General features: G+C 65.0%; 21 protein-coding genes. 12 read left to right on the forward strand and 9 right to left on the reverse strand.

All coding sequences use genetic code 11. The features are described 5' to 3' along the window. Positions 1–28 precede the first annotated feature (28 nt). The gene (locus FXB41_RS23255) at positions 29–508 is read left to right on the forward strand and encodes an Lrp/AsnC family transcriptional regulator (protein WP_007604464.1); all 480 of its coding nucleotides are present in this window, start codon (positions 29–31) and stop codon (positions 506–508) included. Between the two features lie 74 nt (positions 509–582). Continuing rightward, positions 583–894: a DUF1272 domain-containing protein gene (locus FXB41_RS23260; RefSeq protein WP_219683357.1), complete on the forward strand. Its 312-nt coding sequence runs from the start codon at positions 583–585 to the stop codon at positions 892–894. 123 nt (positions 895–1,017) lie between these two features. On the opposite strand, the gene fahA is transcribed toward FXB41_RS23260, so the two are convergent. The 5 genes from fahA to FXB41_RS23285 form a co-directional block, all read right to left on the reverse strand. Continuing rightward, positions 1,018–2,292: a fumarylacetoacetase gene (gene fahA / locus FXB41_RS23265; RefSeq protein ID WP_219683358.1), complete on the reverse strand. Its 1,275-nt coding sequence runs from the start codon at positions 2,290–2,292 to the stop codon at positions 1,018–1,020. Between the two features lie 231 nt (positions 2,293–2,523). After that, positions 2,524–3,870 carry a homogentisate 1,2-dioxygenase gene (hmgA, locus tag FXB41_RS23270; protein WP_007599045.1) on the reverse strand — a complete coding sequence of 449 codons (1,347 nt, stop codon included), beginning with the start codon at positions 3,868–3,870 and terminating at the stop codon, positions 2,524–2,526. Continuing rightward, positions 3,867–4,829 carry an MBL fold metallo-hydrolase gene (locus FXB41_RS23275; protein ID WP_007599044.1) on the reverse strand — a complete coding sequence of 321 codons (963 nt, stop codon included), beginning with the start codon at positions 4,827–4,829 and terminating at the stop codon, positions 3,867–3,869. The genes hmgA and FXB41_RS23275 overlap by 4 nt, the downstream gene beginning before the upstream one ends. Positions 4,830–4,854: 25 nt before the next feature. After that, positions 4,855–5,082, reverse strand: coding sequence for a DUF2783 domain-containing protein (locus tag FXB41_RS23280; RefSeq protein ID WP_219683359.1), 228 nt, complete (start codon positions 5,080–5,082; stop codon positions 4,855–4,857). An 8-nt stretch (positions 5,083–5,090) separates the two neighbouring features. Beyond that, positions 5,091–6,719, reverse strand: a complete 1,629-nt coding sequence (locus tag FXB41_RS23285) for an FAD-dependent oxidoreductase (RefSeq protein WP_219683360.1) — start codon at positions 6,717–6,719, stop codon at positions 5,091–5,093. A gap of 110 nt (positions 6,720–6,829) precedes the next feature. On the opposite strand from FXB41_RS23285, the gene FXB41_RS23290 reads away from it, so the two are divergent. Beyond that, entirely contained in the window at positions 6,830–7,372 is a 543-nt protein-coding gene (locus tag FXB41_RS23290; RefSeq protein ID WP_007599039.1) for a MarR family winged helix-turn-helix transcriptional regulator, read from the forward strand. Here FXB41_RS23290 and FXB41_RS23295 read toward each other — a convergent pair whose 3' ends face one another. Continuing rightward, positions 7,373–8,176: an N-acyl homoserine lactonase family protein gene (locus tag FXB41_RS23295; RefSeq protein ID WP_219683361.1), complete on the reverse strand. Its 804-nt coding sequence runs from the start codon at positions 8,174–8,176 to the stop codon at positions 7,373–7,375. Between the two features lie 369 nt (positions 8,177–8,545). On the opposite strand from FXB41_RS23295, the gene FXB41_RS23300 reads away from it, so the two are divergent. The 6 genes from FXB41_RS23300 (at position 8,546) to FXB41_RS23325 (ending at position 15,733) form a co-directional block, all read left to right on the forward strand. Further along, the gene (locus FXB41_RS23300; protein ID WP_219683362.1) at positions 8,546–10,054 is read left to right on the forward strand and encodes a caspase family protein; all 1,509 of its coding nucleotides are present in this window, start codon (positions 8,546–8,548) and stop codon (positions 10,052–10,054) included. Between the two features lie 145 nt (positions 10,055–10,199). Continuing rightward, positions 10,200–10,871, forward strand: a complete 672-nt coding sequence (locus FXB41_RS23305) for an OmpA family protein (RefSeq protein ID WP_007599036.1) — start codon at positions 10,200–10,202, stop codon at positions 10,869–10,871. 158 nt (positions 10,872–11,029) lie between these two features. Next, positions 11,030–11,959 (forward strand): RND family efflux transporter, encoded by a 930-nt coding sequence (locus FXB41_RS23310; RefSeq protein ID WP_219683363.1) that lies wholly within the window; start codon positions 11,030–11,032, stop codon positions 11,957–11,959. Further along, positions 11,959–15,108 (forward strand): efflux RND transporter permease subunit, encoded by a 3,150-nt coding sequence (locus tag FXB41_RS23315; protein WP_219683364.1) that lies wholly within the window; start codon positions 11,959–11,961, stop codon positions 15,106–15,108. The genes FXB41_RS23310 and FXB41_RS23315 overlap by 1 nt, the downstream gene beginning before the upstream one ends. A 35-nt stretch (positions 15,109–15,143) precedes the next feature. Then, positions 15,144–15,452: a hypothetical protein gene (locus tag FXB41_RS23320; protein ID WP_311985877.1), complete on the forward strand. Its 309-nt coding sequence runs from the start codon at positions 15,144–15,146 to the stop codon at positions 15,450–15,452. Beyond that, positions 15,389–15,733, forward strand: a complete 345-nt coding sequence (locus tag FXB41_RS23325; RefSeq protein ID WP_311985878.1) for a type II toxin-antitoxin system RelE/ParE family toxin — start codon at positions 15,389–15,391, stop codon at positions 15,731–15,733. Before FXB41_RS23320 ends, FXB41_RS23325 begins: the two co-directional genes overlap by 64 nt. Positions 15,734–15,738: 5 nt before the next feature. Here FXB41_RS23325 and FXB41_RS23330 read toward each other — a convergent pair whose 3' ends face one another. Further along, positions 15,739–16,413, reverse strand: a complete 675-nt coding sequence (locus FXB41_RS23330; protein ID WP_007599026.1) for a Crp/Fnr family transcriptional regulator — start codon at positions 16,411–16,413, stop codon at positions 15,739–15,741. Between the two features lie 235 nt (positions 16,414–16,648). Here FXB41_RS23330 and FXB41_RS23335 point away from each other — a divergent pair, with 235 nt between their 5' ends. Next, positions 16,649–18,727, forward strand: a complete 2,079-nt coding sequence (locus FXB41_RS23335; RefSeq protein WP_219683365.1) for an AsmA family protein — start codon at positions 16,649–16,651, stop codon at positions 18,725–18,727. Positions 18,728–19,013: 286 nt separating this feature from the next. Next, complete coding sequence (locus FXB41_RS23340; protein ID WP_219683366.1) at positions 19,014–21,461, forward strand: adenylate/guanylate cyclase domain-containing protein; 2,448 nt, start codon at positions 19,014–19,016, stop codon at positions 21,459–21,461. A 102-nt stretch (positions 21,462–21,563) separates the two neighbouring features. On the opposite strand, the gene FXB41_RS23345 is transcribed toward FXB41_RS23340, so the two are convergent. Further along, entirely contained in the window at positions 21,564–22,847 is a 1,284-nt protein-coding gene (locus tag FXB41_RS23345; protein WP_219683367.1) for a Spy/CpxP family protein refolding chaperone, read from the reverse strand. A 318-nt stretch (positions 22,848–23,165) separates the two neighbouring features. Further along, entirely contained in the window at positions 23,166–24,161 is a 996-nt protein-coding gene (locus FXB41_RS23350) for a LysM peptidoglycan-binding domain-containing protein (protein WP_219683368.1), read from the reverse strand. Positions 24,162–24,344: 183 nt separating this feature from the next. On the opposite strand from FXB41_RS23350, the gene FXB41_RS23355 reads away from it, so the two are divergent. Then, positions 24,345–25,046: a hypothetical protein gene (locus FXB41_RS23355; protein ID WP_219683369.1), complete on the forward strand. Its 702-nt coding sequence runs from the start codon at positions 24,345–24,347 to the stop codon at positions 25,044–25,046. The last annotated feature ends 115 nt before the right edge of the window (positions 25,047–25,161 follow it).

A 25,161-nucleotide genomic window follows, 5' to 3' on the forward strand; every position in this document is an offset into this window, starting at 1 on the left:
GTCTGTGCATGAAGTGGATGAAACACGCATGATTCCGGTGGACGCCTTCGATCTCAAGATCCTTGCCGCGCTCCAGGACGACGGCCGCCTCACCAACCAGGAGCTCGCCGACCTCGCCGGGCTCTCCGCCTCGCAATGCTCGCGGCGGCGGATGCGGCTGGAGGAGGAGAAGGTGATCGCGGGCTATCATGCCGATCTCTCCAGCGAGGCGCTCGGCTTCGGCGTGATCGCCTTCATCCAGGTCACGCTGGCGACCCACTCGCCGGACAATTCCAAGCGGTTTCGGGCTCTGGTCAACCGCATCGACGAGATCCAGGAGGCGTATTCGCTCACCGGCGACGCCGACTACGTGCTCAAGGCCGTGCTGCGCGATCTGAAGGGTCTCTCCAATCTCGTCAACGACGTGCTGATGCCGCACCAGAGCGTGGCGCATGTGCGCTCCTCGATCGTGCTCGACCGGCTGAAGGAGAGCACGCGGCTGCCGCTGAAGGAATTGAAGGCTGGCTGAAATCGAGGGAACTACGGCATTCGCGCGCCACGCGCTGTCTGCGATGATCGCAGTCAATCTGCGGAGATTCGACTATGGCCCTCCAGCTTCGACCGAACTGCGAGTATTGCGACCGCGACCTGCCCCCGAACGCAACCGATGCGCGGATCTGCTCCTATGAATGCACGTTCTGCGCGGACTGTGTGGAGACGAAACTCTCCAACGTCTGCCCGAACTGCGGCGGCGGTTTTGCGCCGCGCCCGATCAGGCCAACGCAGGAATGGCGACCGGGCGTGTGCACGACCAACCAGGCGCCGTCGGACAAGCGGGTACATCTGAAGTACAGCCTGGAGGACGTCGCGGCGCATTGCGCGCGGGTCAAAGACGTGGCGCCGGAGAGGCGGTGAGCTGCCTCCCCGCCGTCATTGCGAGCGAAGCGAAGCAATCCAGACTGTCTCCGAGGAAGCAGTCCGGATTGCTTCGTCGCAAGGGCTCCTCGCAATGACGGAGAATATGGGGAGAGCTCGGCCCTACTCCGCCGGCAAAATCGTCCCTTCGACATCACCAAAACCGACGCGATAGCCCTTGCCCTGGCACCAGCCGCGCATGACGAGGCTGTCGCCGTCTTCCAGGAACGTCCGTTTGATGCCGCCGGGCAATTCGACCGGCTCGGTGCCGTTCCAGCTGATCTCCAGCAGGCTGCCGCGCTGGTTCTTCTCCGGGCCGGAGATGGTGCCGCTGCCGAGGAGATCACCGACATTCATGGCGCAGCCGGAGGAGGCGTGGTGCATCAGTTGCTGCACCGAGGACCAGTACATGTACTTGAAATTGGTGCGGCTGATGCCGCAAGGCGCGTTGGCGCCGGCGGCGCGCAAGGAGACGTCGAGCTCGAGATCGTAGTTCTGAGGCTTGCCCCGCTTGAGGTAATCAAGCGGCACCGGCTCCTGCTCCGGCCCGCTCAGACGAAACGGCTCCAGCGCCTCGCGCGTCACCACCCACGGGCTGATCGAGGTCGCGAACGCCTTGGCGAGGAACGGGCCAAGCGGCACATACTCCCATTGCTGGATGTCGCGCGCGCTCCAGTCGTTGAGCAGCACGAAGCCGAAGATCATCTCCTCGGCCTGCTGCTCCGTGAGCATCCCGCCCATGGGCGAAGGCTGCCCGACCACGACGCCCATCTCCAGCTCGAAATCGAGCCGCTTGCAGGGCGCAAAGCTCGGCACCTCGACAGAGGGCGGCTTCAGCTGCCCGCGCGGACGCTTCACCTTGGTGCCCGAGACCACGACGGTCGAGGCACGGCCGTTGTAGGCGATCGGCATGTGCAGCCAGTTCGGCTGCAGCGCATTGTCCTTGCCGCGGAACATGACGCCGACGTTGGTGGCGTGCTCCTTGGACGAATAGAAATCGGTGTAGCCGGAGACTGCGAATGGCAGATGCAGTTTCGCATCGCGCATCGGCACCAGAGCCTGCTTGCGCAGCTCCTCGTTGTCGCGCAGCTCGGGATGATCGTGGCGCAACAGCTCGCTGATCCGCGCCCGCGTCTTCGCCCAGACCTTTGGTCCCAGCGTCATGAAAGCATTGAGCGACGGCGTCGAGAACACGCCGAGCGGCCCGACGTCGAGCCGCGAATCCTGCTCGAGTTCCCAGAGATCGAGCACATAGTCGCCGATCGCCACGCCGACGCGCTGAGTCGGATTGGCCGCGGTCGAGAACACGCCGTAAGGCAGGTTCTGGATCGGGAAGTCGGAGGCGGGATCGACGTCGATGAAAGAGCGGAGGCTGGGATCGTTGGGGTGGGTTGTCACTTTTTCACTCGGTCCTTTTTCCTTCTCCCCTTGCAGGAGAAGGTGGCATAGGCGGCCTTTGGCCGCCGTTACTTAAGAGAACGCCGAAGCCAAGCTTCGGCTTTGGCGCCGGATGAGGGGTTGTATCTGCGTGTCCGAATGAGAGAGGCTTGTTCGCGGAGACAGACCCCTCACCCGTCTCGCCGCTACGCGGCGAGCCACCCTCTCCCACAAGGGGAGAGGGGAAGATCGCTACGGCTTGCTCGGATCGAACCGCTTTTCCAGGCCCTTCCAGCAATCCGCGTAGTCGTCCTGCAACGTCGCGGAATTCGCGGCGTGCGCGGTGACGCGCTGCGCGTAGCGGGTCTCGAACATGAAGGCCATGGTGCCAGTTAGCTTGACCGGCTTCAGCTCGCCATTACTGGCGTGCTCGAAAGCGTCGCGATCGGGGCCGTGCGGCAGCATGCAATTGTGCAGGCTCATGCCGCCCGGCACGAAACCTTGCGGCTTGGCGTCGTAGACGCCGTAGATCAGGCCCATGAACTCGCTCATGATGTTCATGTGATACCACGGCGGGCGGAAGGTGTTGTCGGCGACCATCCAGCGCTCGGGGAAGATCACGAAGTCGATATTCGCCGTGCCTGGGGTCTCCGACGGCGAGGTCAGCACGGTGAAGATCGAGGGATCGGGATGATCGAAGCCGATCGCGCCGACCGGCGAGAAGCTGCGCAGATCATATTTATACGGCGCATAATTGCCGTGCCAGGCGACGACGTCGATCGGCGAGTGCGGCAACGTCGTCTTGAACAGTGCGCCGCCCCATTTCACGAATAGCTCGGTCGGTGTGTCCTTGTCCTCGTAGTGCGCGACCGGCGTCAGGAAGTCGCGGGCATTGGCGAGGCAGTTGGCGCCGATCGGCCCGCGCTCCGGCAGGGTGAAGGCGCCGCCGTAGTTTTCGCAGAGATAGCCCCGCGCCGGTCCGCTCGGAATCTCCACCCGGAACTTGACGCCGCGCGGGATCACCACGATCTCGCCGGGCTCGGCATCGATCCGACCGAACTCGGTGACGATGCGAAGATTGCCCTGCTGCAGCACGAACATCAGCTCGCCGTCGGCATTGTAGAAGTGCTGGTCCACCATCGACTTGGTGATCAGATAAACATGGGCGGCCATGCCGGCCTGGGTGTTGACGTCACCGGCGGTGGTCATGGTCTGCACGCCCTGAAGGAAAGTCATGTCCTCCTTCGGGATCGGCGCCGGATCCCAGCGCAACTGCGCGATCGGCAGATCGTTTTCATGGCACGGTGCCGAGCGCCACAGGCCGCCGTCGGCCTTCTCGAAGCGACCCGAATGTTTCACCGACGGGCGAATACGATAAAGCCATGAGCGCTCGTTGCTGCCGCGCGGCGCCGTGAAGGGAGAGCCGGAGAGCTGCTCGGCATAGAGGCCGTAGGCACAGCGCTGCGGCGAGTTGCGCCCGATCGGCAGCGCGCCCGGCAGCGCCTCGGTCTCAAAACTGTTGCCAAAGCCGGACATGTAGCCCGGCGTGACCTGGGCCGTGCTGCGAATGATCTGATCGGGCGAGGTATTGATGTTCATGATGATCCTCCTCCTTGCAGGGCGGCCCACATCTCCTGGTCGCGCTTGTCGGTCCAGATCACGGGGTCGTCGATTCCCGACGCCTCGTCGAAGGCGCGCGACACGTTGAACGGCAGACAGTGCTCGTAGATCGCGAAGCTCGAAAATTTCGGATCCATGACCTCGCGCGTCGCGGCCATCGATTCCTTCAGCGTGCGGCCCTTGGCGACCGAGATTTCGGCGGCGCCATAGAGCGAGGTGACGAAGTCACGCGTCATCGCGATGGCTTCACGCACCGTGGCAACACCTTTGAGCGCATCGCCGCGGCCCGGCGCGATCGCCTTGGGATTGAAGTTGCGGATTTCGTTCAGCGTCAGCGGCCATTCGCGCAAATGCGCGTCGCCGCAATAGCAGGCCGAATGGTATTCGATCAGGTCGCCGGAGAACATCACCTCGGCATCGGGCACCCAGGCGACGATGTCGCCGGAGGTGTGGCCGGCGCCGAGCTGCATCAGGCGCACCTCGCGCTTGCCGAGATAGATCGACATCTCGCCTTCGAAGGTCAGCGTCGGCCAGGTCAGGCCGGGAATGCTCGATGCGTCCTGAAACAGGCGCGGGAAGCGGCCATACTCGGAATCCCAATCCTGCTGGCCGCGCTCCTCGATCAGGCGATAGGTCTCCTGCGAGGCGACGATGCCCTGCGCCTTGTAGGCGGAGGCACCGAGCACGCGCACGGCGTGATAATGCGACAGCACGACATATTTGATCGGCTTATCGGTGACGGTACGGACGCGCTCGATCACCTTGTTCGCCATCGCCGGCGTCGATTGCGCGTCGAACACCAGGCAGCCGTCGTCGCCGACGATGATCGCGGTGTTCGGATCGCCCTCCGCGGTGAAGGCGTAGAGATCGGTGCCGATCTCCGAGAAGGTAATCTTCTTTTCGGAGAGGTCGCCGGTGGATGCGAAGTTCTTCGCCATCAATTCATCCTTCAAGTCTTCGGGGTTATTGTTGTTGCTGTTGTTGTTGCTGCTGGCCGTCGATCATGCGCCGCCTGGCGAGGAGAATCGCCTCCCGCAGCACGTCGATATCGCCGATGTGATTGGCGAGGATCAGCACCAGCGCCGCGTCGAAATCGGCGCTTTGCTCGTCGGTGAAGCCACGATGCGCCTCCACGATGGCGCGAAAGGCGTCGTCGGGCCGCGCGAAGTTGGAACTGGTCGAGAGCGGCATGCGAATCCTCAATTCAAGCCTTGAGACCGCGACAGCGCGGTCGCAATCGCTTCGCGCGTTGGACGCCGGAAGCGCGCCGCAACGTAGCCGTCCGGCCTGAGTAAGTAGGCTGAGCCTGGTTCCGCATCATAGCGCTTTGCGGTGAGCGCTGCCGGATCTGCGAGCCCGTCCTTCCCGCCGATGCGGATATCCTTCACACCAACCGGCGCCTCAATCGCCGCGCCGTTGCTGAACGAAAGCAAGGTGAAGTCTGTCCCACCCTTGCGGAACGCATCCGTCAAATAGGCTTGCTCGCCCTTGGGCGTCGTAACGGGAGCATCGAGCATCGAACAACCCGGGAGCGGACCACCGCGCCACGCATCCGCATCCGGCGATGACAGCGGCGAGTCATAGCTGCACGGCACCGAGAGCCGCCCGCCATTGACCATGCGCTTGCCGAACTCCGTTTCCTTGGCCAGCGACAGCACCGCCTTACGCAGCCGCGCTTCCTGATGCGAGTTCGGTGCCATGAAGTCGGTCGAGCGGGTGGATTCGCGAATGTTCTCGTCGGCAGCCAGGCTGCGCTCGACATGATAGCTCTCGAGCAGGCTCGCGGGTGAAGCGCCGCGCAGCACGCGGTCGAGCTTCCAGGAGAGATTCTCGGCGTCCTCAAGTCCCGAGTTGGCGCCGCGCGCGCCGAAAGGCGACACCTGATGCGCGGAATCGCCTGCAAAGATCACGCGGCCATGGACGAAGCGGTCCATCCGTCGGCACTGGAATTTGTAGAGCGATATCCACTCGAACTCGAACTTGTCGTGGCCGAGCATGCGCGCAATCCGCGGCCGCACGTTCTCGGGCTTCTTCTCGACGATGGGGTCGGCATAGCGATTGAGCTGAAGGTCGATGCGCCAGACATCATCAGGCTGTCGGTGCAACAGCGCCGAACGTCCCGCATGAAACGGCGGATCGAACCAGAACCAGCGCTCCGTCGGGAATTCCGCGGTCATCTTGACGTCGGCGATCAGGAACTGGTCCTCGAACACCTGTCCCGCGAAGTCGGCGCCGACCATCTGCCGCAGCGAAGAGCGCGCGCCGTCGCAGGCGACGACATATTGCGCGTGCAGGCGATAGGCGCCCTCCGGCGTCTCGATTGTCAGCGCAACGGAATCGTTGCGGCGCTCCAGCGCCGTCACCTTGTTGCGCCAGCGCAGGTTGATCTCGGGCAGATCGCCGATGCGGTCGACCAGATAGGCTTCGGCGTAGTACTGCTGGAGATTGATGAAGGCCGGCCGCTTGTGACCGTCCTCCGGCAGCAGATTGAACTGGTAGAGCTGCTGCTCGCCGTGGAAGATGCGGCCGACGCTCCAGACCACGCCCTTGTCGACCATGCGGTCGCCGACGCCGAGCCGGTCCCAATATTCCAGCGACCGTTTCGAGAAGCAGATCGCACGGGAGCCCTCTCCGATACGGTCGGCATCATCCAGAAGGACGACGTGCTGGCCGCGCTGGGCAAGGTCGATCGCAAGCGACAGCCCGACCGGGCCCGCGCCGACGACCACCACGGGATGCTCGGCCGCGCTCTGGCCGGGACGATCCTGATCGGGGTGGCGGCGATAGCCGAACTGGGTTTTGGCCTGATGCGTATTGGCCTTCGCCATGCGCTAACCTCGGCTCTGGTCAGGAGAGGCCTGATCTGCTAATAGTCTCACGTGCAACTATTTTGGACCGGAGCCGGCCGGCCGTCAACTGGAATTCGGAGCGCTCTCCCTTGGCGAGGACATCCAGCGACATCGCGCTGAAGACACGCGAGGCCGACGAGGCCTCAGCGCGGCCAAAAACACGGCTCGACCTATTCAGGTTCGTGCCGTTCCGCCTGAACCGGCTCGCCGCGGAGGTGAGTTCCGCGCTCGCGGTCGAATATCAGGAACGTCACGGCCTCGACATCCCGGCCTGGCGCGTGATCGCGACGCTCGGCTTCCGCAACGATGCCTGCAGCGCGCAGTACGTCGCGCAATGCACCCGCACGCACAAATCCACCATCAGCCGCGCGGTGACCATGTTGCTGCACCAGGGTTTGATCGAGCGCGTCGAGAACGAAGCCGATCGCCGCGAATTCCGCCTGCGATTGACAAGGAAAGGCCGCACGCTCTACGAGGAGCTGTTTCCGCAATTGCTGCGGCGGGAAGACGAGATCCTCGCCTGCCTCTCGGCGCAGGAGCGCAAACAGCTATCGACGCTGCTCGGCAAGATCGAACAGAGCCTCGACCTGATCCAGACCAGCGAAGAGGCCGACGCCAAGCAGGCGTATTGATCACTTCGCAAACGATCGCGACGGCGGCAAATGCAGCGCCCAGACATCGCCGTCGCTGGCGCGCGGATAGATCTCCGTCACGATCGGATCATGCCCGGGAATGAACCGGTCAGGATGGCCGGCGAGACGCTCGATCGTCTCCCAGCCAACCGCCATGTCGCCGACATTGTAGACGATCGGGAATGGGCTTCGGCGCTGGAGATTGGCGTAATAATGCGCGGCATCCGACGCCAGCACCACCGGTCCGCGGGCGGTCTCGACCTTCACCACCTGCAGGCCGTCCGAATGGCCGCCGACGCGGTGCACGGTGACGCCGGGCGCGACCTCGCCGTCGCCGGAATAGAAATTGACGCGCTCGCCATAGACATGGCGGACCATCTGGGTGACGTGCTCGACCGAGAACGGATGTCGCAGCAGTCCGTTGCACATGCAGCGCCCCGTCGCGTAGGCCATCTCGCGCTCCTGGATATGGAAGCGCGCGTGCGGGAAACGGTCCAGATTGCCGGCGTGGTCGTAATGCAGATGCGTCACGATGATATCGCGAATGCTCGACGCCGCGACACCAAAGCGCTCCAGCGCGTCGACCGGATTGAGCGTCAGCTTGCGCGCCCGCGCGGACGCTTCCTCGGCATTGAAGCCGGTATCGACCAGAATGTCGCGGCCGTTGCCGCGGATCAGCCAGACGAAATAGTCGAGGTCCTGCGCCGCGCTGTCGTGCGGGTCGGGCGCGAGGAAGTTCATATTGGGCGTGCGCGGCGACATCGTCGCATAGCGCAGTGCGTAGATTTCGTAGGCGTTTCCCATGATTTTGATCTTGCTCTTTTGTGGATGCACCTTCAGGGGCGATCGCACCAAGCCATCGTCCACCGCAAAGGTCAAACACCGGAGGTTGCGAAGCAGGCCCGTCCGCAATGTGAGACCAATCACATTGTTGTAGCCACGGCTGCCCTAACGTGCAGCCGCAATGACAACCAGAATGCATCGCGTGCAATCGTGACCGCCCGTTTATTCCCCCCGCAACATGCCCATGCGTCGCGTTCAATTGTCGCGATAACGCCGAATCCGCAAGCGGTTGACGCCCCCCTTCCCCGGTTTGATAATGCACATTGCGTAAGTTAAGGTCGCCGCGGCGCAAGCTGGAAACGGCGCCTTTTTGGCTGGATCGCGCTAATTATGAAAATTCGCCTGCTTTTCGTTCTGTCCTTGCTCGTGTCGCTCGTCCCGACCGCTCCGTCACTTGCGGCCGGCGATCGCTTTGCGCTGGTCATCGGCAATGCCAAATATCCGGACGCGGACGCTCCCCTGAAGGAACCGCTCAACGACGCGCGCGACGTCGCAGACGAGCTCAAGCGCGACGGCTTTTCCGTCGAAACCGGTGAGAACCTGACCGGCGACGGCATGCGCCGCGCCTTCGACAAGCTCTACGGCAAGATCAAGCCGGGGTCTGTGGCACTGGTGTTCTTCAGCGGCTTCGGCATCCAGTCCGCGCGGCAGAGCTATTTGCTGCCGATCGATGCGCAGATCTGGACCGAATCCGATGTGCGCCGCGACGGCATCAGCCTCGAAACCGTGCTCGGCGAGCTCAACACCCGCGGCGCCGGCGTCAAGATCGCGCTGGTCGACGCCTCCAGGCGCAACCCGTTCGAGCGCCGGTTCCGCAGCTTCTCGGCCGGCCTCACCCCCGTCATCGCGCCGAACGGCACGCTGGTGATGTATTCGGCGGCGCTGGCGTCAGTGGTCTCGGACGCCGGCGGCGAGCACAGCCTGTTCGTCCAGGAACTCCTCAAGGAAATCCGCGTCCCCGACCTGATGGCCGAGGAGACGCTGAACCGCACCAAGATGGGCGTCACCCGCGCCTCGCGGGGCGAGCAGGTGCCGTGGATATCCTCATCATTGGCCGAGGATTTCTCGTTCATTCCAGGGGCCGGCGGGTCGCGCCCGACAATGACCCCGCCACCCCCGCCTCCCGCGCCGCCGGTCGTCGCCAATAACCCGCCGCCGGCTCCGCCCGCACCATCGCCTGTGCCGCCGAAACCGGCCGACACAGTGGCAGCACCGGCTCCGTCACCGAAGCCGCAGGTCGAGGCTGCCTTGCCGCCGGCACCGCCGCCGCCAGCGCCTGTGATTCCGGCCGATCCCGTCACCGCTCCGAGCATGGAGAGCGGGCCGAGTGCGGCCGTCCTGGCCGAGGACCCCACCATCAAGGGGCTGACCGCCAAGATCGCGGCCAATCCGGACGACGTGAACGCGCTTTACCGGCGCGGCCAGGTCTATGCCAGCAAGGGCGCCTACAGCTTGGCCATCAAGGATTTTGACGAGACGCTCCGGATCAACCCGAAGGACGTCGAGGCGCTGAACAATCGCTGCTGGACCCGCACCGTGGTCGGCGACCTCCAGGGCGCGCTGAAGGATTGCAACGAGGCCCTGCGGCTGCGGCCGAACTTCGTCGACGCGCTGGACAGCCGGGGGCTCGTCAATCTGAAATCGGGGGCGGTCAAGAACGCCATCGCCGATTTCGAGGCAGCCCTGAGGATCAATCCGCGCCTGACCTCCTCGCTGTTCGGACGCGGGATCGCCAAGCAGCGCAACGGCTCGGCCCAGGAAGGTGCACTCGACATCGCCAATGCCAAGGCGATGGACCCGAACATTGTTCAGGAATTCGCAAGCTACGGAGTGCGTTGATATTTTTTTGAATCGAGGCCGGTGTGCCTCGAACCCGCGGCGGCCCCGCGAAGACTAATCGAACGGATGCCGCAGGCCGTCCCTTCGGGGGCTTATTGCAGGGATTTTGGAACGACGCGAGCTGGCTGCGCAGGAGGGACTGGCTATGAGATTGGCTGCAAAGGGACTTACCGCAATCCTGTCCATCATCACCGTTGGCGCCGCGCTGTCGCTGACGATCCCGCCGGCATTCGCGGGCGACGACGGCAACAGCAAGAACGTCACCGAGGACGAGATCGTCCGCGCGCTGGCGCCGCCGCCGAAGAAGCCGCTGACCCGCGGCCTCTCGATCGCTCCGCAGGCCGATCCCGCACCGAGTGCGACGGAGACCAAGCTGATCCAGTCCGTGCGCGGCCGCTCGACAAGGTCGCTTTCATCGACCGAGCGTGAAGAAATCGCGTCGGCGGCCAAGGACAAGCCGAACATCGATCTCGAAATCACGTTCGACTACAACTCGGCCAATATCAGCGCCAAATCGCTTGCCTCGGTCCAGGCGCTCGGCCGCGCGCTGACCAGCCCCGACCTGAAGGGCTCGACCTTCGTGGTCGCCGGACATACTGACGCCGCCGGCGGCGAGAGCTATAATCAGGATCTGTCGGAGCGCCGCGCGGATTCGATCAAGCGCTATTTGGTCGACAAATACAGCATCTCCGCGACCGACCTCGTCACGGTCGGCTATGGCAAGAGCAAGCTGAAGGACCCGGCCCAGCCGATGGCGGAGGTCAACCGTCGCGTGCAGGTCGTCAACATGGAAAACAAGACCACCGCATCGAAGTGAGCACGACGTAATCCTTTGAAGTGACAAGTCGTGATGTGGTGTAAAGTCTCGCTTCCAGCACGCGTCCCGCAGGCTTGCGGGACGCTGCTTTATTTCAGGGAAACGCTCACCATGGGCCGCGCGCGGACGGCCGTGAGCCAGGCCAGGGCGATCCGGCAATGAACCTCTCCCAATATCTCAAGCCGGCCGGAACGGTGGTCTTCGTCGTCGCGCTCGGCGTCGGCTATTATCTGTTCGAGCACCGGCACCGCGCCGAGCCCAAGGAAACGCCGAGCGAGGCGCTGGTCATCGTGACCAAGTCGACCAATGCCTGCTTCTCCGACCTGGTCCGGGTGACCGGCTTCTTCGTGCCACGCCGCGAAGCCGTGGTCGTCGCCGACCAGGAGGGATCCAGGGTCACCGACCTCTTCGTCACCGAGGGCACCCTCGTCACCGACAATCAGGAGCTGGCGCGCCTGACCGCACCGCCCCAGATCCCGGGCCAGCCGCCGCGGCCCGGCCCGCAAGGTCCGGTCTCGCTGAAAGCCTCTGCGCCGGGCCTCGTCACCGAGGTCCGCACCATCGTCGGCGCACCGGCCTCGCCACAGGCCGGCCCGATGTTCCGTATCGCCGTCAACAACGAGATCGAGCTGGACGCGCAGGTCCCGGCGGTGCACATGGCCAAGCTCAGCTCCGGCGCGACCGTGCGCATCAGCCGCGACGACGCGCCCGATTTGATCGGGCGGGTCAGGCTGGTCGCGCCCGAAATCGATCGCGCCACCCAGCTCGGCCGCGTGCGCATCAGCGTCACCAACAATCCCTCGCTGAAAGTCGGCGTGTTCGCCCGCGCCTCGATCGACGCCAAGCGAAGCTGCGGCGTCGCGGTTCCCAAGACCGCGATCGACCATCTCACCGTGCAGGTCGTCAAGAGCAACATTGTCGAGACGCGCAAGGTACGGGTCGGGCTGTCATCGGACAGCGCGACGGAAATCCTGGAAGGCCTCAACGTCGGCGAGATCGTCGTCGCCGACGCCGGCTCTTCGCTGCATGACGGCGACCAGATCAAGACCATGTTCGCCGATGAACTCGATCGCACGCGGGTACGCTGATGGCTCTCAATATCTCGGCATGGTCGATCCGCAATCCGCTGCCATCGGTGGTTTTTTCCATCATCCTCCTGATCCTCGGCTGGGTGTCCTTCACCAAGCTCGCAGTGACGCGGCTACCCTCGGCCGACATTCCCGTGATTTCGGTCGCGGTATCGCAATTCGGCGCGGCACCCGCCGAGCTCGAATCCCAGGTCACCAAGACGGTTGAAGACGCCGTCTCCGGTGTCGAAGGCGTCAGGCACATCACCTCGCAGATCACCGACGGCCTGTCGGTGACGACGATCCAGTTCGCGCTGGAGACCAACACCGACCGCGCGCTCAACGACGTCAAGGACGCGGTGACGCGCGTGCGCTCCAACCTGCCGCAGAACGTCACCGAGCCGCTGATCCAGCGCGTCGACGTCATCGGCCTGCCGATCGTCACCTACGCCGCGATCTCGCCCGGCAAGACGCCGGAGCAGCTCTCCTATTTCGTCGACGACGTGGTCAAGCGCGCGCTGCAGGGCGTGCGCGGCGTCGCCCAGGTCGAGCGCATCGGCGGTGTCGAGCGCGAGATCCTGGTCTCGCTCGATCCCGACCGCCTGCAGTCGATGGGGTTGACGGCCGTCAATGTCAGCCAGAGCCTGCGCGGTACCAATGTCGACGTCGCCGGCGGTCGCGCCGAGATCGGCAAGAACGACCAGGCGATCCGCACCCTCGCCGGCGCCAAGACGCTGAGCGACCTCGCCGGCACCATGATTCCGCTGTTCGGCGGCGGCGAGGTCCGGCTCGACGATCTCGGCACCGTCACCGACACCATCGCCGACCGCCGTACCTTCGCCCGCTTCAACGGCGAGCCCATCGTCGCGCTCGGCATCAAACGCTCCAAGGGTGCCAGCGACGTGAAGGTCGCCGAGGCCGTGCAGAAGCGCATCGACACGCTCAAGGCCACCTATCCCGACGTCGACCTGAAGGTGATCGACACCTCGGTCGAATATACCAACGGCAATTACCACGCGGCGATCTCGACCCTGTTCGAGGGCGCCATCCTCGCCGTCGTCATCGTGCTGTTGTTCCTGCGCGACCTGCGCGCCACCATCATCGCCGCGATCTCGCTGCCGTTGTCGATCTTCCCGGCATTCTGGGCGATGGACCTGCTCGGCTTCTCGCTCAACCTCGTCAGCTTCCTCGCCATCACGTTGTCGACGGGTATTCTGGTCGACGACGCCATTGTCGAGATCGAGAACATCGTCAGGCACATGAACATGGGCAAGTCGCCCTATCGTGCCGCCCTGGAAGCCGCCGACGAGATCGGCCTCGCGGTGATCGCGATCTCGCTGACGATCATCGCGATCTTCGCACCCGCGAGCTTCATGTCGGGCATCGCCGGACAGTTCTTCAAGCAGTTCGGCATCACCGTCTCGGTGCAGGTGTTCTTCTCGCTGCTCGCGGCGCGCTTCGTCACGCCGGTGCTCGCCGCCTACTTCCTCAAACATGGCAATCACGAAGAGCCGCCGCCCGGCCGCGTGCTGCGCTCCTATCACAGGATCGTGGGCTGGTCGGTGAAGCACTATTTCATCACGGTGCTGGCCGGCTTCGGCGTCTTCGCCGCCTCGATCTGGAGCATCACGCTGCTGCCGCAGGGTTTCCTGCCGGCGCAGGACAGCTCGCGCTCGCTGGTTGCCCTCGAGCTGCCGCCGGGCACGCAGCTCGCTTACACCGAAAAAGTCACCGAAGACATCGTGGCGCGCCTGCGCAAGCGCCCTGAGGTGAAGAGCATCTTCGTCGATGGCGGCCGCGTTCCACCAGGGACCCAGGAAGTCCGGCGCGCCGCCTTGATCATCAACTACACGCCCAAGGACAGCCGCGATATCACGCAGCGCGAACTCGAATTCTCGATCAGCCAGGAACTGGAGAACATTCCGGACATCCGCTTCTGGTTCCTCGACGAGAACGGCCTGCGCGCCATCTCGCTGGTCGTGACCGGCGCAGACGCCAACATCGTCAACAACGTCGCCAGCGAACTCGCGACGCAGATGAAGCGGATTCCCACCATCTCCAACGTGATCTCGGAAACCACGCTGGAGCGGCCCGAGTTGCGCGTCGAACCGCGCGCCGATCTCGCCGCACGGCTCGGCGTGTCGACCGAAAGCCTGTCGCAGACCATCCGCGTCGCCACCATCGGCGACGTCGGCCCCGCACTCGCCAAGTTCGACGTTGGCGACCGTCTGGTACCGATCCGCGTGCAGCTCGAGGATGCCGCGCGCGGCAATCTGAAGACGCTCGAACAGTTGCGCGTCCCGCTCGGCGAGCACGGCGAGAAGGGCGGCGTGCCGCTCTCCGTCATCGCCGACGTCAAGCTCGACCAGGGTCCGACCAGCATCAACCGTTACGATCGCGAGCGACAGGCGACCGTGGCGGCCGATCTTGTCGGCTCCGCCGCGCTCGGCGACGCCACCAAGAAGATCTACGACCTCCCGGTCATGAAGAGCCGGCCGAAGGGCGTGAAGGTCTCCCCCTCCGGCGACGCCGAAAGCCTGAACGAACTGTCCGAAGGCTTTGCCACCGCGATCACGGCGGGCCTGATGATGGTCTACGCCGTGCTGGTGCTGCTGTTCGGCACCTTCCTGCAGCCGATCACCATTCTGTTCTCGCTGCCGCTCTCGATCGGCGGCGCGATCGCGGCCCTGCTGATCACCGGCAAGCAGCTCACGACACCGGTGTGGATCGGCATCCTGATGCTGATGGGCATCGTCACCAAGAACGCGATCATGCTGGTGGAATTCGCCATCGAGTCCATTCACGCCGGCACACCGCGCGAAGAAGCCATGATCGACGCAGGCATGAAACGCGCACGCCCGATCGTGATGACCACGATCGCGATGGCCGCGGGCATGATGCCAAGCGCGCTCGCGGTCGGCGCCGGCGGCGAATTCCGCTCGCCGATGGCGCTCGCGGTGATCGGCGGCCTGATCTTCTCGACCATCCTGTCGCTGGTGTTCGTGCCCGCGATGTTCATGGTGATGGACGATCTCGGCGCCCTGATCTGGCGCTTCGCCAAGCGGCTGGTCGTGCACAGCGAAGATGCGGAGGGCGCCGGTCATCACGGAGCGGCGCCGGCCGACGCCATGCCGGGGCCGAAGAACATCGTGCACCCTGCGGCGGAGTAGCTATTGGCCCCAGATCTCGGGCTCGACATCGGTAAGTGAAGTGCTATCTTTCGGGAATGAACCTCATAAGCCGAACGCTTGAGATCGACGCCGACACTGATGCCCGTCTCCGGGAGATCGCGTCCGAGCGGGGAAAGGACATCGCAACGGTTCTCGCAGAGGCCGTCGCATTGCTCGATTCAGTGATCGACGTTTCCAGTCCAGATCTCGCAGAGGACCGCAGTCGTTACGACGACTTCAAGCGCACCGGCCTGGCTGTCCCACTCGACGACGTTAAAGCGTGGGTGGCAAGCTGGGATTCGGCAGACGAACTGCCCAGTCCCCAGCCGCGCAAGGTGAAATGATCCACCTTTCGCCAGCCGCGGTCGAAGACATCGAGCGGCTGCGAACTTTCCTCGATACTGTTAATCCTGGCGCCGCGAAACGCGCCTTGGCCTCGATCTGGAAGGCAATCGATCGGCTGCCGGAATTGCCGGCGCTGGGCAAACCGACTGAGGATGCCGTCATCCGCCAAATCATCGTCCGCTTCGGCTCGTCAGCTTACATCGTGCGATATGTCATCGCTCCCGAGACAGGCGATATTCTCATTACGAGAATCTGGCATGGCCGTGAGGCACGGACCTGACGCCCCTACTCGTTCCGCGCGATCGCCGTCAGCTTGGTCATGTTCCGCAGCAGGATGCGGCCGCGCTGGAGATCGAGGATCGCTTCCTTGCGCCAGGCCTGAAGCTGGCGGTTGACGCTCTCGCGGGCGGCGCCGACGAAGACGCCGAGTTGCTCCTGCGAGATGTGCACCTCCGAGCCGAAATCGGCGGCGAGCGCGCAGAGGCGCCGCGCGAGGCGAACCGGCAGCGGCTGGAGCATGGACTCTTCCATGCGCTCGCTCTGCCAGCGGATGCGCTGGCACAGCAGCGCGATGATCTTGATCCCGACTTTCGGCTCGCGTTCGAGGAAAGCCAGAAAGTCTTCGCGCCGCAGCACGAACAACTCGCTGGCTTCGCCCGCGGTGGCGTCCGCAGTGCGGCTCTGGCCGTCCAGCACCGCAACCTCTCCGAACAGGTCGCCCGGCCCCATGAAGTTCAGCGTCAGGCGGCTGCCGTCGGAGGCGCCGGTCTCGATACGGACCTGGCCTCGGCGCACGCCGAACAGCGCATCGCCCGCGTCGCCCTTCTGGAACAGCACCTCGCCGTTCCCCAGATGCTGGGTGTGGCAGAGATTCGCCAGCCGCTGGAGCTCGTCTGCGCCGAGATCGGCGAACATCGCATTCATCTTGAGGATGACCGCAAATTCGGCCTGCTTGCTCATTTCAATGTCCTTGTGAATTTCGTTGGCAAATCGCTTGGAACCATCAACATCAGGATCGCGTAAAACCGCGCCGGGGAAGTGTGCCATAAGTCACATAACTTTGCAGCACCCCCAGACTATTTTTCCGTGCTTGGAGCCGCTTCCCGTCCCGGGATAAACTCAGGCGCAAAGGACGCGCGCAAATGACGGTCATCTGCCGGATTCGACGCCGATCGTCCGCCGCTGGAAAGTCGACATGAGAGCAGTGAAATTCGCCGGCGCGGCGGTGGCCGCCGTCGTCATCGTGATCGCACTCCTGCTGGTGGTCGGGATCCCCTCGGGCTTCCTGACGTCGACGATTGCCTCGCGTGTTGAGAGCGCGACCGGCTATCGCCTGTCGATCGACGGCACGACCAGAATCAGCCTGTGGCCGACGCTGAACGTAACGCTGAACGACCTCACGCTTGCCGACCCCAAGGACCGCAGCGGCATCACGCGCCTGACCATCGACAGCGTGCAGGCCGACATGTCGCTCTCGAGCGTCTGGTCGGGCCGCCCGAAGATCAGCGAACTCGTCGTCACCCATCCCGTGCTCTACCAGCCGCTGCTGCGTGAACGCCTGCCGAATGCCGGCGGCACGTCGAAGCCGGTCGCGCTCGATACCGACGGCGCCGCCATCGACCGCGTCAAGGTCACCGATGGCGAGATCGCATTCGCGCGCATGCGCGATCGTGTCGAGAGCCGCATCAGCGCCGTCAATGCCGATGCCATCGTCGGTCGCGACCGCAAGGTCAACATCACCGGCACCGCACGGGTCGGCGAGCATCCGACCAAGTTCGACATCCAGGCAATCACGCCGGCGCCGCCGGCCGACCGGCCGACCATTCCGGTGGATTTCGCCATCGACATGCCTGATGTGCTGAAGTCCCGGCTCGCAGGTCATGCCGAGATGCGGCTGAGCGGCGATGTCGTGATGATCAACGGCGTGAGCGGCACGCTCGGCGATGGTGCCTTCAACGGCTGGGCCTCGGTCGATATCGCGAGCAAGCCTCTGGTCAAGGTCGATCTCGACTTCCAGCGGCTCGCGATTCCGCTGGCGAAATCGCCGGAAGGCGCGTCCGGGCAGCCCTGGAGCGATGCGCCGATCGATGTGTCCGCGCTCAACTATGTCGATGCGCAAATCAGGATCTCCGCGCATGAGGCGGTGATCGGCGAGGCAGGCCTCGCGCCGCTGGCGGTCGATGCAAAACTCGCCGGCGGCGTGCTGAAGGCCGGCACCGCCAATCTCGGCGCCTATGGCGGCCAGGTCACGGGCGAATTGATCCTGGATGCCACCAGCGGCGCGCCGAGCTTTGCCATGCATTCCGACCTCGCCGGCGTGCGCGCGCTGCCGCTGCTGCAGGGCCTCGCCGAATTCGACCGGATCGACGGCAAGCTGCAGGCCAAGCTCGCGCTGCGCAGCGCCGGCACCAGCCAGCGCGCGCTGATGGCGAACATGCAGGGCACGGCCTTCGTCAATTTCCAGGACGGCGCCATTCGCGGCATCAACGTCGCACAGATGATCCGCTCGCTGACATCGGGCACGCTGTCCGGCTGGCAGGAAAACGGAGACAGCAATCGGGAGCAGAGCACGGATCTGTCGCAGCTCTCGGCGTCGTTCCGGATCGACAAGGGCCAGGCGGTGACCACCGATCTCAACCTGACCGGACCGCTGGTCCGCGTGACCGGCGCCGGCACGATCGCACTCGACACCAAGATGATGGGCTTCCGCGTCGAGCCGAAGCTGGTGATGACGACCGAAGGCCAGGGTCGCGCCGCCGAGCCGGTCGGCTTCGGCATTCCCGTGATGATCCAGGGCACCTGGTCGCAGCCACGGATCTATCCTGACATGGCCGGCATGCTGGACAATCCGGATGCCGCCTATGCCAAGCTGCGCGAGATGGGCAAGGGGCTGTTCGGCGCTGATGGGGCCGGACTCGGCAATATTTTGGGCAGCCTTGGCCTCGGGGGAGCCACCGCGCCGGGTGGCGGCAATTTGACCGGCAATGCCAATCCGCAAACCCAGCAGCCCGGACAGAACAACCCGCTCGGCGGCCCCTTGGGCGAGGCGATCGGCAATCTGATCCAGCAGGGGCTTTCCGGTGGCGCGGGAAACGGCACGGCGACTGGGACTGGCACCGGCACTGCCACCGGCCGCAGCCGCAGCCTGCCTGCGGCGCCATCCCCATTGACGCCGCAAGCCTCGCCGGCGTCCCCCGCCCTGGAGGACCCGCCGGCGGCGCAGCAGGACAGCCAGCCGATGAACGACGTGCTGCGACAGCTCTTTAATCGATGATTGCAGGACCAAAGCGCTGGACTCCCAGCCCTCCCTTGCCAAGCCCATCCCCTTACATCGGCTTGCCCGGCAGCGGCTTCCTCCAAACGGACGAGACTGCGACAATTCACCATGCTTGCGCCTGCCCAGCGTCCAAGGCGGATAACCAAGACGGGTAACCACGCCGGCTGCTCGGCCGGCCCTTGACCAGTCCCTTCACAGTCCCCTGGACCAAATTGTGCTAGAAGGCTCGCAGGGTCCGTGCGGACCGTAGCGCCGGCGCTGATGGTGGCGCGAGAGGATCGGGATGGCAGGAGCGAACGACAAGACACGGTTTCTGCGCGAGGGTCTGTTCGCCAAATACGTCGTCTCTCTTGTCGGCCTCGTCGTGTTCGTGCTCGCCGTCAACGGCGCGATGGAGAGCTGGATCTCCTACCGCGCCACCAAGACACAGCTGACCGACGGTCTCGAGGACAAGGCGCAGGCAGCCGCGCGGCGGATCGAGCAGTCGATCTCCGAGCTCGAGCGCCAGATCAGCTGGGTGACGCGGGCGAGCCAGGACACGCTCGAGAAGCGCCGCGCCGACTACGCCCAGCTGCTGCACCAGGTCTCGGTCGTCACTCAGCTGTTCCAGCTCAACGGCGACGGCCGCGAGGTGCTGCGCGTCTCGCGCCAGTCGACCACGACCGGCAGCAATGCCGACCTCTCCCGCGACATGCGCTTCACCGACACCGTCGCCCGCGGCGTCAGCTACGCACCGGCCTGGTTCTCCGACCGGACGCCGTTCATGTCGATCTCGGTGGCGCATTCCGGTTTCAACGCCGGCGTCACCGTGGCCGAGCTCGATCTCAGCTTTCTCTCCGAGTACCTCTCCGACGCTCAGGTCGGCAAGGCGGCGTTCGCCTATGTGGTCGATCCGCGCGGCCGCGTGCTGGCGACGTCCTCGAAAGGGCCCGAAATCGGCAAGGACCTCTCGAAGCTGCCGCAAGTTGCGGCCGCGGTTGCGCCCGGCCACGCGCCCGACAATTCGGGCACCGACTTCAACGGCCATGCGGTGATGAGCGCCGCGAGCACCGTGCCGAAGCTCGGCTGGAGCGTGATGTTCGAGCAGCCGACCACGCAAGCCTTGATGCCGATCCGCGACCAGCTGGTGCGCATTGCGCTGCTGATCGGCATGGGCCTGCTGGTCGCGATCCTCGCCGGCACGCTTCTGGCGCGCCGCATGATCATTCCGATCACGGCGCTGCGTGACGGCGCGCACAAGCTCGGCGAGGGTGATTTCAGCCATCGCATCGAGGTGCACACCGCGGACGAGCTGGAAGATCTCGCTGGCCAGTTCAACCGCATGGCCAGCCAGATCCAGGAAACCTATTCGGATCTGGAGACCAAGGTCGAGGAGCGCACCCGCGATCTCGCGCAGTCGATCAACGAGCTCAAGGTGCTGGAAGAGGTCGGCCGCGCGGTCGCCGCCTCGCTCGATCTCAACGCCGTGCTGCCGACGATCGCTGCGCGCGCCATCGAGATCACCCATGCCGACGCGGTGCTGATCTACGGCTATGAGGCCGAGGCGCGCCGCTTCAATCTGGTCGAGGCCAACGGCATCGACAAATCCGCCGACGGCGCCCATGTCACCATCGACGAGGGCCAGGATATCCTGAGCGATGCGGCCGGCAGCGGCGAACCGATCGCGATTTCAGATCTCGACCAGGCCTCCGAGCAGCCGCTGCGCGACGTCGCGATCGCTGCCGGCTTCCATTCGGTGCTCGTGGTGCCGCTGGTGGATCAGCAGGGCACGCTCGGCTCGCTGGTGGTGCTGCGCCGCGCCAGCGGCGAGTTCGCCGCCAGCATCATCGGCCTGATGCGCACATTCGCTAACCAGGCCGTGCTGGCGATGCGCAATGCGCGGCTGTTCACCGAGGTCGACCACAAGGGCCGTGAGCTCGCGGCTGCGCACGAAACCGTGCAGCAGCAGGCCGCCAAGCTCCAGGAGCAGACCGAGCAGCTGCGCAACTGGAACCGCTCGCTGGAAGAGCGGGTCGAGAAACAACTCGGCGAGATCGGCCGCATCAAGCGGCTCGAACGCTTCCTCGCGCCGCAAGTCGCGCAGCTGATCGCCTCGTCCGACGGCCACGATGCGCTGCTCGACAGCCACCGCCGCGAGGTCACCGTCGTGTTCTGCGATCTGCGCGGCTTCACCTCGTTCACGGAGGCGACCGAGCCGGAAGAGGCGATGAACGTGCTGCGCGAATATCACGCCGCGCTTGGCGAGCTGATCCACCGCTATGAAGGCACGCTCGACCGCTTTGCCGGCGACGGCGTGATGATCCTGTTCAATGCGCCCATCCAGTTCGCCGACCACACCAAGCGCGCGGTGAAGATGGCCGTCGAGATGCGCGACACGATCGGCGCCCTGACCGAGAAATGGAAGAACCGCGGCCACTCGCTCGGATTCGGCGTCGGCGTCGCCATGGGCTACGCCACGCTCGGCCAGATCGGCTTCGAGCAGCGGCTCGAATATGCCGCGATCGGGAGCGTCACCAATCTCTCCTCCCGCCTCTGCGACGAAGCCAAGGCCGGCCAGGTCGTCGTCAGCCGCCGCGTCTACGGCATGGTCGAGCCCTGGGTCGAAGCCCGCGCGCTCGACGATCTCGTGCTCAAGGGTTTTAACCACCCCGTGCTCGCGATGGAGATTCTGTCGTGGCGCGAGGAGGTCGAGAACGTGGTGGACGCCGCCGCGGCAAGGCGGCGCGGCTAGCCAAAACAAAAAACTGCGAAAACAACCCCATGCACAGTAGCCGGGGCCTGCAAGATCAATGGCTTACGCGGGCACGGAATGGGCTGGAAGCGGTGCGGGTGATCACGCCCCGCGCTTCGGCCCCATCGCCTCGAACCCGGCCTTCTGCTCGTCGCTCAGGTCCGCCTCGAAATCATCGAGCGCGTCACTGACGCCGTTCACGGCCTGCAGCATCGTCTCCAGCCGCGCCTTCGCGGCGGTGAGGCGGGCCTGTGGTGTCGGTCCGGCCTGTGACGGACAGGCGCTGAGCGTTTCCATGGTGCGCAGCGTGGTGTCCTGGAGCACGTCGAGGCGGGCGCGGCCGGTGTCGTCGAGCTTGAGGATGGACGCGATCTCGGCCGCGGGCCATTGCTGCTGCACGAGCTGCTCATATTGGCGCTGCAGCTTCTCGTCGTAGCGGGGATCGCTGTCCGCCTGGCAGGCCGATGCCGTCTGGGGATTCTTTTGCTGGATGGCTGCAAGCGCGGCGCGGCGGTCCTTGGCCAGGCTGTCGAGCTTGGCCTTCTGGTCGTCGTCGAGGAGATCGACGAATTTGGCGAGCGATGGCGCGACGGCATCCGTTGCCTTGATCATGGCCTCGATGCGCTCGCGCATCAGGCCGAGGCGCTCCATGGCCGTCGCGGGGACCTGCGTCGGACAGGCGGCGCGGATGGTGTCGCGCGCGGATGCCCACGCGGTGGCGAGCTCGTCGAGCGCTGTGCGCTGCAATTCATTCGGCTGCACGATAGCGGCGATGCGGTCCACCGGCAGGCCGCCGGTGTCGCTGGCATCGCAGACCGTCTCCGCGGTCGGGACTCGCCGGCCGCGACGGCCTTGCGGCGTGGTGTAGGCCGCAAGCTCGGTGGCCGCATAGGGCGCGAAGATCGCGGCATAGATGTCGCCATAGCCATAGAGCGAGAGGCTGGTCGCATCGCCGAGGATGATTGCGGTGGTGAGGTCGTCATGCGCGAACGGCCAGAACACCGGGCCGACCCAGCCGTAGCTGCCGTCGGGATGGCGCCACCAGCCCTGCGGACGGCGGCCGCCGCGCCAGCCCGACAGCGCGGCTTGCGCCGTCATCGCGGCACGGAGGACGTAAGGATTGGCAGGCTGGCCGCGCTCTGCGCCGCGAGGATCTTGCGACCTCAACGCTGCGGAGCGGTATCGGCTGCCCCGCACCGCCATGCGGGCATGGCGCAAGCGAGACATGCCGATCATGTGGCCGACGGCAAAGCGCGCGACACCGAGCGGGCCGCCGCGGAAGCCGAACTGCGCCTCGGCGCGGCTTGGCAGCAGGAGCGCCAGAATCGCCAGCGTTGCGCCCGTTAGCGCCAGCCCCAGCTTGGGTCCCAAGCGTGATCTCGACATGACCACTGACCTGTCCACCTTGGCCCTCCTCCGGCGCCAAGCGCGCATCGCGTCGCATCACAATGACGCGCGAGGGAACCAAATGTTCCGGAAGCGTACAGGGCAAAGCGTCGCGGTATTTGCTTAGGACGTCTCGGCGGCGCCTGAGCGAGCGCCTCGCCCTTCGAGACGACCGCTTCGCGGCCTCCTCAGGATGAGGCTTGGCAGCACATCCGTCTGCGTTGAAATTGCCGCCGCAGACTCATCCCTCATCCTGAGGGCCCGCCGCAGGCGGGCGTCTCGAAGGACGGCCGCAGGCGCAGCGGCGAAGCGCCGCCTTCACTCCGCCTTCTGGGGCAGCACGAAAGTCTGGCCAGGATAGATCAAATTGGGATTGTGGATCTTGGCGCGGTTGGCGTTGTAGATCACCGCAAAGCGGGCGCCGTCGCCATAAGCGAGCCGGCTGAGCGCCCATAGGCTGTCGCCGCGGGAGATCACCCGGCTGCCGCCTGTTTCCGCCGGTGCACCGCCGACGACATCCGCCGGCGAGGCCGATGCAACCGCCGTGGCCGCGGGCGCCCGCGCCATCACCCCTGACCCGCCCTTCGGTTTCGGTGCGCCCATCAGTCGGGGGCGGGCCGCAGGCCTGTCCGATAAAGATGCCACGACATCCGACTTGTCGTCGGGCTTCTCGGCCTTCGCTTCCTGCTTCGTCTCTTGCCTCGCGGCGGGTGCAGGGCGTGCGGGCGGTGGCGCGGCTTCGGCGATCGTCACCGGCATGCTGCGGCCGGATTGCGTGACGGTGCCGTCAGGCGATTTCGCCCGCAGGGTCAGCTCGTAGGAACCGGCGGGAAGCTGCGGCGGCGTCATCACGAATTGGCCCGACGCATCCGCGACCACCGTGTCGAGCGGCTTGCCGTCGCGCAGCAGCTCGACCTTGGCGCCCGGCGTCGCCTGGCCCGCGATCACCGCCGCCTCGCCGTGATCGTCGACGCGTGCGACGTCGAAGCGGGGGCCGCTATCGGCAACCGCCGGCGGCGGCTTGACCGGTGCAAGATCGGCAAGCGCGGCCGTGACCTGCTTTTGCGTCTCGGCCAGCGCACCCGCCTTCGGCTCGGGGGCCGGTGCCGGAGACGCAGCTGGCGCCGGCGGCGCGACCGCGGCGAGCTTGGGCTCTTCCGGCTTGGGCTCGACCTTGGGTTCCGGCTTGGCGGCGATGTCGGTCTTCGCCCCCATCGGCAACAGGCGACGCAGCTCGGTGGGGCCGATCACCAGCACGGTGCCGCCCACCGCGAACAGACAGAATGCAATGAAGGCCTTGGATGCGGTCAACATCGGAAACGAACCCTGATCAGGAAGAATTTTGCAAATCAATCGGCCCGGCAAGGTGCGCCGTTTTGGTCACGGCAGCAAGACGGTCGATAGGATGATGAGCCGGCACGGCGATGAACCGACGCACCCCCGCCGGTGTCAAATGCTCAAGGCCGCATCGCGGCATTTTTCTCGAGGAATTGTCCCGTGAACGCATTTTGCCGTCCCGCACAATGGCCTGTTGGGCTGGTGCTTGCCCTGACAATGGCCGCAACTCCAGGGCTCGCCGCGTCCGGCCCGCCGCCGGATTACATCCTCACCGACAATGCCGATCTCGCCTTCACCTCACCCGACGGCGCCACGGGGATCGAGCAGTACATGAAGGACGGCGGCGATTTCGACGTCAAATGGCAGGCCTGGACGAGGCGTGGCGAACAGATGACGGAGCTCAAGCCCGAGCAGGGCTACGGGGCCGGCTTCCGCTTCACCCCCGACTCGCAATGGCTGGTGCGGATGCAGAAGACCGGTTCCGGCGAGCAGGACCTCTATCTCTACCATGCCGAGAAGGGTGCCTTCGTCAGCGCGACGAAGACCTCGCTCAGCGACTTGGCCTGGGCCTATTTCCACGGCCGGCCGGAAACTGGGAAGATGAAGCTCGACTACCACATCTCGGCCAATCTCGTGAAAGGCACCGAAGAGGCCTATCGCGGGCTCGGCGTGCACTGGCCGGACAACCGTTACCTCGTGATCTCGTTGTCGGGCGAAATGGACAAGCATCCGAAGAACGTCGCCGTGAAGGGATTGGCCGACTGGCGCTGCCGCTATGACCTCAAGACCGGGGCCTTCGACGTGCCATCGATGTTCGCCAAGACCAATGCGGAAGCGTTGAGATGGGAAATCCGACGCTGAGGGAACCATGGTCCACCGCGCCTTCAGACAAGCGATGGAACCAACCCTCTGATTCCATTCCGATTCATGTTTTCCTAACCCTCACTGGTAACGCGCTCTTGTCGGTTTTGCCGCA

The sequence above is a fragment of the Bradyrhizobium canariense genome (genome assembly GCF_019402665.1).
GTDB classification, from domain to species: domain Bacteria; phylum Pseudomonadota; class Alphaproteobacteria; order Rhizobiales; family Xanthobacteraceae; genus Bradyrhizobium; species Bradyrhizobium canariense.